Below are 13,389 nucleotides of genomic sequence, written 5' to 3'. Positions count from 1 at the left end.
GCGAGAACATCGTGTTCGTCTCCGGCATCGGCTGCTCCTCACGCTTCCCGTACTACATGAACACCTACGGGATGCACTCGATCCACGGCCGCGCGCCGGCGATCGCCACCGGACTGTCCGCGTCGCGGCCGGATCTGTCGGTGTGGGTGGTGACGGGGGACGGCGATGCGTTGTCGATCGGTGGCAACCATCTGATCCATGCGCTGCGCCGCAACGTCAACCTGAAGATCCTGCTGTTCAACAACCGGATCTACGGCCTGACCAAGGGGCAGTACTCGCCGACCTCCGAACTCGGCAAGATCACCAAGTCGACCCCGGCCGGCTCGGCCGACTCGCCGTTCAACCCGCTCTCCCTGGCCCTCGGCGCCGAGGCCACCTTTGTCGCCCGGACCATCGACTCGGACGCCAAACACCTGCAGTCGGTGATGCGGGCCGCCGCCCAGCACCAGGGCTCGGCGTTCGTGGAGATCTACCAGAACTGCAACATCTTCAACGACGGCGCGTTCGAGCTGATCAAAGACGCGGGCACCCGCGACGACCACCTGATCCGCCTGGAGCAGGGCCAGCCGATCACGTTCGGCGCCGACGGCCGGTTCGCGGTCACCCACCCCGCCGGCGGGTTCGGGCTCAAGGTCGAGGAGGGTGGCGAGGCGATCGTCCACGACGCCACGGTCGACGACCCGGCGTACGCGTTCGCTCTGACCCGGCTCTCCGGCTCCGACCTGGGAACCACTCCGATCGGCGTGTTCCGCAACGTGCAACGCCCGTCCTACGACGAACTGATCACCAAGCAACTGGTCGACGCCAAGGCGCAGGCCGACGGCACCGCCGAGCAGATGCTCGACAACCTGCTCACCAAGGCCGACACCTGGACCATCATCTGACCGCGACGAACCGGGCCCGGAACGAGCGATGCTCGTTCCGGGCCCGTTGTCCGGCCGAGGGCGTCAGCAGCCGTGGACCCAGTTCCAGCCGATGAAGGAGTGCCGGAGGGTCACGCTCTGCTCGCAGCGGGCCGTGCCGTTCCCGCTGAGCACAACCTTGGAGTCGTGGACGTTGTAGTACCAGTCCCCGGTGGGGTCGAAGACTCCCTGGTAGGAGAACTCGGCGTGGTGGTTGTAGGTGGCGGTGGGGCACGCGCCGGCGCAACCCCCGCTGCTCGACGCGGTGCTCACCGACCAGCCGGCGTTCCACGGTTCCCGGTTGACGTGCGTCGACCACGTCGTCGACGACGAGGTCACCTGACCGCCGGCCGTCGTCGCGGTGCTGTCGGTGTAGAGCGCCGACATCACGATGCCGCAGCAGTCGTACATCTCGGAGTAGGTGTGGAACGGCGCGGCGGCCGCGGCCCGCGCCGCCGGTGCGACAGTGACCGGGCCGGTGACGACCCGGCAGTCCGGCCCGATCGTGACCGACTGGCGGACGGAGGTGCCGGCCGAGGGCTTGGGCAGGCTTCCGGTCAGCCGTATCGTGCCGCAGTCACGGTCGGGCGCGGATGGCGAGGCGGCCGCCGCGCCGGGCGTGAGAACGAGCGCGGCGACTGCCACCGCTAGGGCCACGAACGTACGTCGCATACATCACTCCTGGTCGATTCTCTGGGGCTTGCGGCCACGTTAGGCACCTCCGTCCAGGAAAGACAGGCGACCTCAAAAGCTCCGATATCGCCGCTCGCCGGACCATCCTGAGGCGGGTGCGGCCGGGAGTCGGATCAGGGGCGGCCGCGCAGCTCGACGGCCGCGGACACGAGATGCTTCAGCGACGCCTCGACCTCGGGGTAGCCGCGGGTCTTGAGGCCGCAGTCGGGATTGACCCACAGCCTCCGGGCGGGGACCGCTTCGAGCGCCCGGCGCACGGCGTCGACCACCTCGTCCTGCGACGGCACGCGAGGGGAGTGGATGTCCCAGACGCCGGGGCCGACGCCCCGCGAGTAGCCGATCGCGGCCAGGTCGTCGAGCACCTCCATCTTGGAGCGGGACGCCTCGATGCTGGTGACGTCGGCGTCGAGCGCGTCGATGGCGGTGATGACCTCACCGAACTCCGAGTAACAGAGGTGGGTGTGCAGCTGGGTGTCGTCAGCCATGCCGCTGGTGGCCAGCCGGAACGACCCAACCGCCCAGTCCAGGTACGCCTTCTGGCCGGCCCGGCGCAGCGGCAGTGTCTCGCGCAGGGCCGGCTCGTCGACCTGGATCACCCGGATGCCGGCCGCTTCGAGGTCGATCGTCTCGTCGCGCAGGGCGAGGGCGACCTGGTCGGCGGTGTCGGCGCGGGGCTGGTCGTTGCGCACGAACGACCACGCCAGGATGGTGACCGGGCCGGTGAGCATGCCCTTGACCGGCCTGGCCGTGAGCGACTGGGCGTAGGCCGACATCTCGACCGTCATCGGCGCCCGGCGGGCCACGTCGCCATGGATGATCGGCGGGCGGACACAGCGGGAGCCGTACGACTGGACCCAGCCGAGTTCGGTCGTGGCGAACCCGTCGAGCTGGTCGCCGAAGTACTGCACCATGTCGTTGCGCTCGGGCTCGCCGTGCACCAGCACGTCCAGGCCGAGCTCTTCCTGGAGCCGGATGACCCGCTCGATCTCGGCACGCATCCGTTGTGCGTAGCCGGCCTCGTCGAGGCGGCCGCCCCTCAGCTCCGCGCGGGCCGCCCGCAGCGAGGCGGTCTGCGGGAAGGAACCGATGGTCGTCGTGGGCAGGTCCGGAAGGCCGAGCCGGGCCTGCTGGGCCGTGGCCCGGTCCGCGTAGGCGCCGCGCTGCCGGTCGGCCGGGCCGAGCGCGGCCAGCCGCTCACGGACGTCGGGGCGCCGCCACGACGCCGGGACGGGTGGAAGGGGCTCGGGCAGATGGGCGGTGCCGTCCCGCAACGCCTTGCCGAGCAGCACGACCTCGTCGACCTTCTGCCGGGCGAACGCGAGCCGCGCGAACAGATCGGGGTCGAGGCGCTTCTCGGCCGACAGGTCGACCGGCACGTGCAGCAGCGAGCAGGATGTCGAGACGGCGAGGTGGTCGGCCAGCCCGGCGACGGTCGCGCCCGCGGTCACGGCCGCTCGCAGGTCGGTCCGCCACACGTTGTGCCCGTCGACCAGCCCGGCCACGATCGTCTTGCCGCGCAACGGTCCGGCCGCGGCGAGCCGTTCCAGGTTGCCGGGGCCGGCGACCAGGTCGAGGCCGAGCGCGTCGATCGGGGTGTCGAGCAGGGCCGGCAGGGCGTCGCCGAGCTCGCCGAAGTAGGTCGCCACGAAGATGCGCGGCCGCCGGTCGAGGCGGCCGAGCCTGGTGTAGGCCCGGCCCAGTGCCTCGATCTCATCGGGGGTGCGGTCGGCGACGTACGCGGGCTCGTCGAGCTGCACCCACTCGACACCGGCCGTGGCCAGCTGCCGCAGGATGTCGGCGTAGACCAGCACCAGCTCGTCGAGGCGGGCGAACGGGTTCTCACCCTTGGCCAGCAACAGGAACGTGGCCGGGCCGACCAGCACCGGCCGGGTGGTGATCCCGAGTTCCCGCGCCTCGGCGAACTCGCGCAGGGGTTTCTCGGGGTCGGCCGCGAACAGGGTGCTCGCGTCGATCTCGGGGACCAGGTAGTGGTAGTTGGTGCCGAACCACTTGGTCAGTTCGAGAGCGGGCTCGGTGTCGGCCCCGCGCGCCATGGCGAAGTACGTGTCCAGTTCGGACAGTCCGAGCCGGCGGAACCGGTCCGGGACCGCCCCGACGGCGACGGCGGTGTCCAGAACGTGGTCGTAGAACGAGAAGGTGTTGGACGGGATGGCGTCGAGGCGGGCGTTGCGCAGCGACTGCCACACCTCGGCCCGCAGCGCGGCGGCGGTCCGCTCGAGCTCGGCGGCGTCGATGCGCCCGGCCCAGTAGGCCTCGACGGCCTTCTTCAGTTCACGGTTCGCGCCGATGCGCGGATAGCCGAGGACGGTGCTCTGACCGAAAGACAACAGGGGGTCCTTCCCTCGAAGAGCGGGGGCCGGCGCCGGAGTGGGCGGCGCCGGCCGGGACGGTCAGAAGTCGTCGTCGAACGAGACCGAGCCCGTCACACCGACCTGGTAGGCCGAGACCCGGCGCTCGAAGAAGTTCGACAGCTCCTGCACGTCCTGCAGTTCCATGAAGGCGAACGGGTTCTTCGAGCCGTAGATCGGGTCGATGCCCAGCGCCGACAGGCGGCGGTCGGCGACGTGCTGCAGGTACTCGCGCATGTCGGCCAGGGACATGCCGGACACGCCCTGTTCGAGCAGGTCCTCGGCGAACTGGACCTCGCACTCGACGGCCTCGGACAGCATGTCGCGCACCTGCTGCTCCATCGCCGCGTCGAACAGGTCCGGCTCCTCCTGGCGTACGGTGTCGACCACGTCGAACGCGAACGCCATGTGCATGCTCTCGTCGCGGAACACCCAGTTGGTGCCCGAGGCCAGGCCCTGCAGGACGCCGCGCGAGCGCAGGTAGTACACGTACGCGAAAGCGCCGTAGAAGAACAGGCCCTCGATGCAGGCGGCGAAACAGATCACGTTGAGCAGGAAGGCCCGACGGTCCTCCCGGGTCTTCAACTCCCGCACCGAGTAGATCGAGTCGATCCACTTGAAGCAGAACTCGGCCTTGCGCGCGATCGACGGGATGTTCTCGACCGCGGCGAACGCCTCGAACCGCTCCCGTTCGTCGGGGACGTAGGTGTCGAGCAGGTTCAGATAGAACTGCACATGCACGGCCTCCTCGAACAGCTGCCGCGACAGATACAGCCGGCCCTCGGGCGAGTTGACGTGCTGGTAGAGGTTGAGCACGAGGTTGTTCGCCACGATCGTGTCACCGGTGGCGAAGAACGCGACCAGGCGCGACACCAGGTGCTGCTCGGCCGGGGAGAGCCGCTGCAGGTCGGCGAGGTCGGAGTGCAGGTCGACCTCCTCGACGGTCCAGGTGTTCTTGATGGCGTCCTTGAACCGGTCGAAGAAGTGCGGGTAGCGCATCGGCCGCAGCGTCAGATCCATGCCGGGGTCGAGGAGCATCTGCGTAACGGGGGTCGTGGTCACTGGCAGGCCTCACAGCTTTCGGGGTTTTCCAGGGAGCAGGCGAGCGCTTCCTCGTCGGACACGACGGGGAGAGCCACGGCGGGGAGAGCCACGGCGGGCGCGACCGAGACGGTGGCCTGCTGAATGCGCGTCGCGGGTCGCGAGCGCAGGTAGTACGAGGTCTTCAGCCCGGCCTTCCACGCGTACAGGTACATCGAGGAGACCTTGCCGATGGTCGGCGCGCTCATGAACAGGTTGAGCGACTGCGACTGGTCGATGTAGGGCGCCCGGGCCGCGGCCAGGTCGATCAGCGCCCGCTGCGGCAGCTCCCAGGCGGTGCGGAAGAGTTCCCGTACCTCGGACGGCAGGTCGGCGATGCCCTGCACCGAACCCTCGGCCCGCTTGATCTGCTCCCGGATGGCGGCCGTCCACAACCCGCGAGCCTTCAATTCCCGTACGAGATAGGAATTGATCTGCAGGAACTCGCCCGACATGGTCTCGCGCTTGAACAGGTTGGACACCTGCGGCTCGATGCACTCGTAGCAGCCCGCGATCGACGCGATGGTCGCCGTCGGAGCAATGGCGATCATCAGCGAGTTGCGCAGCCCGTGCTCGGCGATCCGGGCCTTGAGGGCGGCCCACCGCTCGGTCTGCGACGGCGTGGCGCCCCATAACTCGTGGTGCAGATCGCCGTTCGCCGCGCGCGTTTCCGCGTACGAGGGATGGGAACCGAACTGCTCGGCCAGACCGGTCGAGCTCTCCAGGGCGGTCAGGAAGATCTCTTCCTGTACGCGGGTGGACAGCTCCTTCGCGGCGGGGGAGTCGAACGGCAGCCGCAGCTGGAAGAACGCGTCCTGCAGGCCCATCAGCCCGAGCCCGATCGGCCGCCAGCGCGGGTTCGACTTCGCGGCCTGCGGCGACGGGTAGTAGTTGATGTCGATGACCCGATCGAGGAAGACGACCGCCGTCCGTACGGTGGAACGCAGTTTCTCCCAGTCGACGCCGCCGTCGGTGATGTGCGCGCCCAGGTTGATCGAGCCCAGGTTGCAGACCGCGGTCTCGTCGTCCGAGTTGACCTCGAGGATCTCGGTGCACAGGTTGGACAGGTGGATCGTGTTGCCGGGCGCGCCGGTCTGGTTGGACAGCCGGTTCGACGGGTCCTTGAACGTCATCCACCCGTTGCCGGTCTGCGCCAGGGTGCGCATCATCCGCCCGTACAGGTCCCGTGCCTTGACGGTTTTGACGGCGTTCTTCTCGGCCGCCTTGTAGGCCGCGTCGAACTCGTCACCGAACAGGTCCGGCAGCTCGGGCGCGTCCGACGGGTCGATGAGCGACCAGTCCTCGTCGGCCTCGACCCGGCGCATGAACTCGTCCGGGATCCAGTTGGCCAGATTCAAGTTGTGCGTACGCCGTGAGTCCTCGCCGGTGTTGTCCCGCAGCTCCAGGAACTCCTCGACGTCCGGGTGCCACGGCTCCAGATAGACGCACGCCGCACCCTTGCGCCGGCCGCCCTGGTTGACGGCGGCCACGCCCGCGTCGAGGGTCTTGAGGAACGGCACGATCCCGTTCGACCTGCCGTTCGTCCCGCGGATCAGCGCGCCCCGCCCCCGGATCCGGCTCCACGAGATGCCGATGCCGCCGGAGAACTTCGACAGCTTCGCGACCTGGTGGTACCGCTCGTAGATCGAGTCGAGCTCGTCCTTGGGGGAGTCGACCAGGAAGCAGCTCGACATCTGGGTGTGCCGGGTGCCCGAGTTGAACAGGGTCGGCGAGCTGGGCAGGTAGGCCAGCGACGACATGAGCCGGTAGAAGCCGATCGCCTCGGCCGGGTTCGTGCTCAGCCCGCAGGCCACGCGCAGCAGGAAGTACTGCGGCGTCTCGACCACGGTCCGCGCCTGCGGGTGGCGCAGCAGGTAACGGTCGGCCACCGTACGCAGTCCGAAGTATTCGAAGCGCAGGTTCTGGTTCTCGTCCACCGCGTCGTCGAGCTTGCGGGCGTTGGCGGCGACGAACGCAGCGGTCTCGTCGCCGATCAGGCCCAGCTGGTGGGCGTAGCGGATCGACTGGCTGAAGGTCGCGACCCCCTGCTGGCGAACTTCCTTCTCCACGTACGCGGCGAGCAGGCGCGCGCCCAGCCGGGAGTATTGCGGCTCCTCGCCGATCAGCTCGGCCGCCGTCTGGATGGACAGTTTGTCGAGCTCGGCCGTGGTCGCACCGTCGTAGAGCCCGCTGATCGTCTTGGTCGCGACCCGCAGCGGATCCACCTCGTCGAGGTCGGCCACCCACCGCTCGACCGCCTTGACGATCTTGTTGACGTCGACCGTCTCCAGATCGCCGCTGCGCTTGCGTACCCGCATCTGGTGCCGGCGCTGCTCCGGCACACCGGTCTTGTCGTGCGTGACCGTCATCTCTCGCGTCCCCCCAAAGCCTCTGCGAAGGCACACGGGGACGCCGACGGCCACACTCCGGCCGTCCTGATGGCGTCGGCCGTCCCGCGCGGCCTTCAACCACCGCACGCCACGGCGGCGCACGGTGCGCTGGCAGGTCTTCGGACTCGCGGGCGTCGTGCTCGTTCCTACCGGCCGTCGCTTCCCAGGCTCGGCGGAGCCCAGTGCTGTGTGACAGCTTTCGTTCCCACTCACCGCTGCGGGGCAGTCCCGGATTCACACCGGATTCCCTCTTGCCTCGAACACCGCTCGACGCGGCGCCCGAACCAGCTGCGAGAGACACCATATATGGGTGAGGCTCAGTGCAAGCAACACCAGATGGTGTGCCGGGCGTGTCGCACCTCACGGTCACCCCCGGTGCGCTCGCGGTGACCCGTTACGCCGTACGGCCCGGTCGGGTCACGCAGGCGGAAAGGCTCACCCGTCCGGTTTCCGCGAGGAGGTCTCCCAGTGACCTGCGTCTGCCGCCTCCTTTGCCGCGGCTCCTGGACATATAGTAGGGTGCGCATATGAACATGGTTCCGAGCGGCCGGGTGGAGAGCTGATGGGGCACGGCCACGATCACGGGCAGACGGCGACCGGGAGTCACCGCGGGCTTCTGGCGGGCGTCCTGGCCATCTCGGCCGGCATCTTCGCCGTCGAGGTCGTCGGTGCGCTGATCACCGGCAGCCTCGCGCTGCTGGCCGACGCGGGTCACGTGCTGGCCGATGCCGGTGGTGTCGCGCTCGCCCTCGGCGCCACCCTGCTGGCGGCGCGCCCGGCCTCGGGGCGGCGGACGTTCGGGTGGGCCCGGGCCGAGATCCTGGCCGCGGCGGTCAACGGGCTGATCCTGTCCGGCATCGGCGTCTACGTGTTCGTCGAGGGCGTACGCCGCCTGGTCGACCCGGCCGAGGTCGAGCCCGGCGGCATGGCCCTGTTCGGCGTGATCGGCCTGGTCGGCAACCTCATCGGCGTGGCCCTGCTCTACCGCGCCCGCTCGGCCAGCCTCAACATGAAGGGCGCGTTCCTCGAGGTCGCCACCGACACGGCCACCTCGGTCGGCGTGCTCATCGCGGCCGGGGTGATCGCCTGGACCGGCTTCACCCGGGCCGACCCGATGGTCTCGGTGCTGATCGGGCTGATCATCGTGCCGCGCGCCCTCAAGCTGCTGCGCGAGGCGGGCAGCATCCTGCTCGAGACGGCGCCGGCCGACATCGACCTCGACCAGGTGCGGGCCCACATCGTCGGCCTCGACCACGTCAAGGACGTCCACGACCTGCACGTTCTCACCGTCACGTCGGGGCTGCCGGTGCTCAGCGCGCACGTCGTGGTCGACGACTCCTGCTTCCACGACGGCCACGCGCCCCAACTGCTCGACTCGATGCAGAGCTGCCTGACCGGGCACTTCGACGTCGAACACTCCACGTTCCAGCTCGAACCGGCCGGGCACGCCGACCACGAGCATCCGACCCACCGGTAGCGTGGGCCCGGCTCGGGCCATCGGTGGCGTGGGCCCGGCTCGAACCGGCGGGGGCCATCGGTAGCGTGGGCCCGGTGAAAGTTCCCCACGTCAGCACCGAGACCGGTCAGTCGGTGACCCTGCAGTTCGGCCCGGAGCAGGTCGAGGTGCACGAGACGTCCCCGGCCCGTCCGCGTGCCGTCCGCGCCTGCGTCGGCGGGCTGTTGCTGGGCACCGGACTGGCCGCGGTCGCGGTCAACGCCGGCGACCGTGGCTTCGCCGGGCTCGACCTGGCCCTCTGGGTGCTCGTCGCGCTGGCCCTCGCGGCCACGGCCGGCGGTGGGGTCTGGTGGTTCCTGTTGGCGCGTCGAGACAGGCGACGGACGCCGTACGTCATCTCGCCCGCCACGGTCGTGAACGCCCGCAGCAGTGCCGAGGCGGCCCAGGTCACCGTTTCCCTGCAGCTCGAAGACGGCGGAGAACGCTCGTTCGCGGCCGTGGGCCACGCCGGCGCCCAGCTGTCGGCCGGATTCAGCCGGCTCCTGAGCGCTTGAGGTATCCGGGACCTGTCGCTGGGGCGCGGAGAAGAGCCGGGCGTGCGGGGATTCGGTGAGCTGGAAGCGGCCATCATGAACGTTCCGGGGACCGGCGGCGACCTCATCGGTGGTCTCGATGGCCCCGCACAGCGAGTGAGAATGGCGGCCGCGCGGCCCGGTTTCGGCTTCGCGCCCGTCTCACAGACCGGCTGTCGCACGGGATCTCCTAGCCCACCAGGAAAGCGCCGCCGCTGGTGTCGCCGCCCTCGGCCGGGGTGGCGAGGCAGTGCAGCAGGGGTGTGCCGCCTCCGGGCAGGGTGATCGGCCAGGCGTCCCGCCTCCACGAGCGGGTGGCGTCGGGATCCTTGCTGCGCGAGGCCATGACGGCCGCCGAGCAGGCGTTGGCGATCTCCTCGCGGCCCATCAGGGAGTCCTGGCGTACGTCGGCGGCGCCGTCCGGGATCGCCAAGGCCACGAAGGTCTCCCAGGCGTGTTCCTGGGTGCAGTCGATGCGGGACGGGGGATGGGCCTTGCCGCTGATCGCCGTCAAGCCGCCCCAGCAGAGCGGTTCGAGCGGGCAGAACCCGGTTCCGCACTCGCGGAGCACCCCACCGGCGGCCGTCGCAGTGGTGGTTGTGGTGGTCACTCCCGGCGTGGCCGCGTTGGAGTCGCCGCCGATTCTGCTGATACCCCAGCCGGCCACGCCGCCGATCACCAGTAGGGCGGCCAAGGCGGCGAGCATGGTTCGTTTCCGCGCCCGGGCGGGCGGCCGGGAGCGGGGCACGGCGGAGGGGTCGGTGGCCACGCCCGGCGGTCGGTTGCCCGGATCGAAAGCGGCGTAGGCGGCGTCGCCCGGCTGGCGGTTGTGGGGGTCGTTGGTGGCGTGTGCGGCCTGGCCCGGCTGGCGGTTGTGGGGGTCGTTGGTGGCGTGTGCGGCCCCGCCCGGCTGGTGGATGCCGGGGTGGGCGGCCCGGCCCGGCCATGGGTTGCGCGGGTCGGTGGCGGTGCGGGCGGCCTCGGCCAGGGCGGCTGCCGTCGGCCAGCGGTGTGCCGGATCGGTGGCCAGGGCCCGCTCGACCACACCGAGGATCGGGGCCGGCAGATGCACGCCGATGGTGCGTGGCGCCGCCTGGAGGCGTTGCAGGGCCACCGCGTACGGGTTGTCGCCCTCGAACGGCTTCTGCCCGGCCAGACATTCGTACGCGGTCAGCCCGAGCGAGTAGACGTCGCTGCGAGCCGTGGCCGGTTGACCCAGCACCTGTTCGGGCGAGAGGTAACTGGGCGTACCCAGGATCGCGCCGGAGGCGGTCAGCCGGCTCGCGTCGTCGTGGCGGGCGATGCCGAAGTCGGTGATCAGGACCGCCCCGTCGCGGCGGATCAGCAGGTTGGCCGGTTTGATGTCGCGGTGCACGATGCCCTGGTCGTGGATGGCCTGCAGACCGTCCGCGGCCTGCGCGATCACCCGCATGGTCTCCTCGGGCGTCATCCGCCCCGACCGGGCCAGCGTCTGGGCCAGCGACTCGCCCTCGACGAACTCCATCACCAGATAGGTGATGTCGTGGCTGCGGCCGTAGTCGTGGATCGACGCCACCGCCGGATGGTTGACCCGGGCCATCGCGGTCGCCTCGGCCAGGAACCGCCGCGCGAAGTCGGGGTCGTCGGCCACCGCGGGCAGCATCGCCTTCACCGCGACCGTACGCCCGAGCACCTCGTCGACGCCCCGCCACACCTCACCCATGCCACCGGCGCCGATCCGGTCCGCCAGCCGGTAACGGTCGCCGAGCCGATACCCGATCCGCAGCATGTCGCAGAGCTTAGGCCGTACCTGGTCAGGCCCGTTCAGCGCCGCCGGGAAGCCGCGTTCGGGGCGCTGCCGGGAAGCCGCGTTCGGGGCGCTGCCGGGAAGCCGCGTTCGGGGCGCTGCCGGGAAGCCGCGTTCGGGGCGCTGCCGGGAAGCCGCGTTCGGGGCGCTGCCGGGAAGCCGCGTTCGAGGCGCCGCTGGAAAGCCGCGGCCGGGGCGCCGCCGTAGCCGTGCGTCGCGCGGGTCGTGGGCCCGCCCGTGAAGATCAACTTGGGTTGCGGCCAATCATCGATGTCAGCGGAGTTCGACGAAGGGACCCGGATGGATGCGGCCATTGACGAGTTGAGCGGGAGCAGTACCAGCGACGGCGACCTGCTGCGGCGGTCCCGCACCGAGCCGGAGTGCTTCGCGGAGCTGTTCGACCGGTACTTCGCCCAGCTGCACCGTTACGCCGCACGCCGGCTGGGGCGTGCGGGCGGCGACGATGTCGCGGCCGAGACGATGCTCGTAGCGTTCACCCGCCGCGCGTCGTTCGACCCGGACAAGGGGACCGTACGGGCGTGGCTGTTCGGCATTGCCACCAACCTGATCCGCGGGCAGCAGCGTGACGAGATCCGCGGTTACCGGGCGTACGCGCGAGCGGCCACCGATCCGGCCGAGCCCGGTCACGAGGACAGCGCGACGGCCCGCGCCGCGGCCGACGTCGCCCGCAACCGCATCCTCGCCGCGCTGGCCGGCCTGTCCACCGGTGACCGCGACGCCCTGCTGCTGGTGGTGTGGGGCGAGATGTCCCACGAGGAGGCGGCCGCCGCGCTGCAGGTGCCCGTCGGCACGATCGGCTCCCGCATACACCGCGCACGACGCCGGCTGCGGGATGCGCTGAACCCCTACCAGGAAACGGACGAGAGGCCATGACCATGATGGACGAACTTTCCCTGCTGTCGGAGGCCCGCCCCACCGAGGCACCGGGCGCGGCCGTCGTGGCCGACGCCCGCGCCCGCCTTCTCCTGCTCGCCCGACAGGAAAGCGCGCCGACGCCCGCCCGACAGGAAAGCGCGCCGACGCCCGCCCGACAGAAAAGCCCACAGACGCCCGCCCGGCAGGAAGGCCCGCCGATCCGCGCCCGTCGGGAGGGCCGGCGGCCCCGCCGTAGGTGGCAGATCGCCTGGGGCGCCGGCCTGGCCACCGCAGCCGCAGCCGTCGGAGTCGCCGTGGCCGCAGCGTCGGGCGCGCTGACCGGAACCCCCGGAACCCCGCCCGGCGAAACGCGACCAGCGAGCGCGGCCGACCTCCTACGCCGGGCGTCGCTGGTGGCCGCCGAGGAGGAGCTGGCGCCACGCCCCGACCAGCTGGTCCACGTCACGATGACCGAGGTCGCGGCCGTAGGCGGAGGCCCCGCCTCCACTCCGGTCGGGAAGAATCCCGCCTCGGCCAAGCCGGCCGTGACGTGGCTGCAGCCTTCGCGCTGGCAGGGCTGGGAATCGGCGGCGAGCAAACGTCCCGGCCTCATCCGCATCGCGTACGGATCCCCGCAGCCGCTGCCCGGCCAAGCGCTCCCCACGGAGACGCGACAGCCGGCCGACGCCGAGTGGCAGGTCGCGGCCTGCACCGGAAGCCTCACCGCACCGACGTACGCGTTCCTCAGCACCCTGCCGACCGACCCGCAAGAATTGGCCAAACGCGTGACGGCGGACGACCCGGAAGACTCCTGGGACACGTTGTCCGGCCTCGCTCGCGCCGCCGTCGTCCCGCCGAAGCTGCGCGCGGCCATCTATCGCCTGATGGCCGACCAGCCTGGCGTGGACCTGGTCACCGAGGCAACCGACGCCGCCGGCCGCCCCGGCATCGCGGTCAGCAAGACCCTCACCGGCAAGGGAATCCGGGCCCAACTGATCTTCGCCGCCGACACCTTCCGCTACCTGGGCGAGCGCCAGGTGACAACCGCGACGAACGTGACCGTCGACGCCCGCGCGGTGCTGAGCGTCGAGGTCGTCGACGCGGCGCCGGCCCCCGGCCCGAACGCACAGACCGCGGACTGCGGCCCCAACCGCCTGCCCCGCTAGGCCTTGCACCGTCGGATATGTGATCGCACCGTTGACTCTCTGGGCGCTGCCCCGACACTGGCCGCAAGGCCTCGCCGGGTGCGGCGCCCAGCAGTCAGG

The 13,389-nt window shown here is 70.7% G+C and carries 10 protein-coding genes and 1 riboswitch; of the genes, 5 read left to right on the top strand and 5 right to left on the bottom strand.

What is annotated here, in order from left to right; genetic code table 11:
- Positions 1-884: 2-oxoacid:ferredoxin oxidoreductase subunit beta (locus JIG36_RS35910; protein WP_203380875.1), on the top strand; the 884-nt coding region annotated here is incomplete at its 5' end.
- 63 nt (positions 885-947) lie between these two features.
- On the opposite strand, the gene JIG36_RS35905 is transcribed toward JIG36_RS35910, so the two are convergent.
- From JIG36_RS35905 to JIG36_RS35890, 4 genes are all read right to left on the bottom strand, one after another.
- Positions 948-1,574: a hypothetical protein gene (locus tag JIG36_RS35905; RefSeq protein ID WP_203380874.1), complete on the bottom strand. Its 627-nt coding sequence runs from the start codon at positions 1,572-1,574 to the stop codon at positions 948-950.
- Between the two features lie 134 nt (positions 1,575-1,708).
- A complete protein-coding gene (gene metE, locus JIG36_RS35900) occupies positions 1,709-3,943 on the bottom strand; it encodes a 5-methyltetrahydropteroyltriglutamate--homocysteine S-methyltransferase (protein ID WP_203380873.1) in 2,235 nt (744 codons plus the stop codon).
- Between the two features lie 63 nt (positions 3,944-4,006).
- Positions 4,007-5,002: a ribonucleotide-diphosphate reductase subunit beta gene (locus JIG36_RS35895; RefSeq protein ID WP_203380893.1), complete on the bottom strand. Its 996-nt coding sequence runs from the start codon at positions 5,000-5,002 to the stop codon at positions 4,007-4,009.
- 20 nt (positions 5,003-5,022) lie between these two features.
- On the bottom strand, positions 5,023-7,413 hold the full coding sequence (locus JIG36_RS35890) for a ribonucleoside-diphosphate reductase subunit alpha (RefSeq protein WP_203380872.1): 2,391 nt from the start codon (positions 7,411-7,413) through the stop codon (positions 5,023-5,025).
- 114 nt (positions 7,414-7,527) lie between these two features.
- Positions 7,528-7,738: riboswitch (cobalamin riboswitch) on the bottom strand.
- 258 nt (positions 7,739-7,996) lie between these two features.
- Here JIG36_RS35890 and JIG36_RS35885 point away from each other — a divergent pair.
- Both JIG36_RS35885 and JIG36_RS35880 read left to right on the top strand, forming a co-directional pair.
- Positions 7,997-8,911 (top strand): cation diffusion facilitator family transporter, encoded by a 915-nt coding sequence (locus JIG36_RS35885; RefSeq protein WP_203380871.1) that lies wholly within the window; start codon positions 7,997-7,999, stop codon positions 8,909-8,911.
- A 74-nt stretch (positions 8,912-8,985) separates the two neighbouring features.
- Positions 8,986-9,444: a hypothetical protein gene (locus JIG36_RS35880; protein ID WP_203380870.1), complete on the top strand. Its 459-nt coding sequence runs from the start codon at positions 8,986-8,988 to the stop codon at positions 9,442-9,444.
- A gap of 208 nt (positions 9,445-9,652) precedes the next feature.
- On the opposite strand, the gene JIG36_RS35875 is transcribed toward JIG36_RS35880, so the two are convergent.
- Positions 9,653-11,230: a serine/threonine-protein kinase gene (locus JIG36_RS35875; protein ID WP_203380869.1), complete on the bottom strand. Its 1,578-nt coding sequence runs from the start codon at positions 11,228-11,230 to the stop codon at positions 9,653-9,655.
- Between the two features lie 318 nt (positions 11,231-11,548).
- Here JIG36_RS35875 and JIG36_RS35870 point away from each other — a divergent pair, with 318 nt between their 5' ends.
- The gene (locus tag JIG36_RS35870) at positions 11,549-12,142 is read left to right on the top strand and encodes an RNA polymerase sigma factor (protein WP_203380868.1); all 594 of its coding nucleotides are present in this window, start codon (positions 11,549-11,551) and stop codon (positions 12,140-12,142) included.
- The gene (locus JIG36_RS35865) at positions 12,139-13,290 is read left to right on the top strand and encodes a CU044_5270 family protein (RefSeq protein ID WP_203380867.1); all 1,152 of its coding nucleotides are present in this window, start codon (positions 12,139-12,141) and stop codon (positions 13,288-13,290) included. The genes JIG36_RS35870 and JIG36_RS35865 overlap by 4 nt, the downstream gene beginning before the upstream one ends.
- Positions 13,291-13,389 lie beyond the last annotated feature (99 nt).

This window comes from Paractinoplanes ovalisporus (genome assembly GCF_016834655.1).
Lineage (GTDB): Bacteria > Actinomycetota > Actinomycetes > Mycobacteriales > Micromonosporaceae > Actinoplanes > Actinoplanes ovalisporus.
Note: the sequence above shows the minus strand (reverse complement) of the source record. Positions and strands in the feature narration are given on the sequence as shown.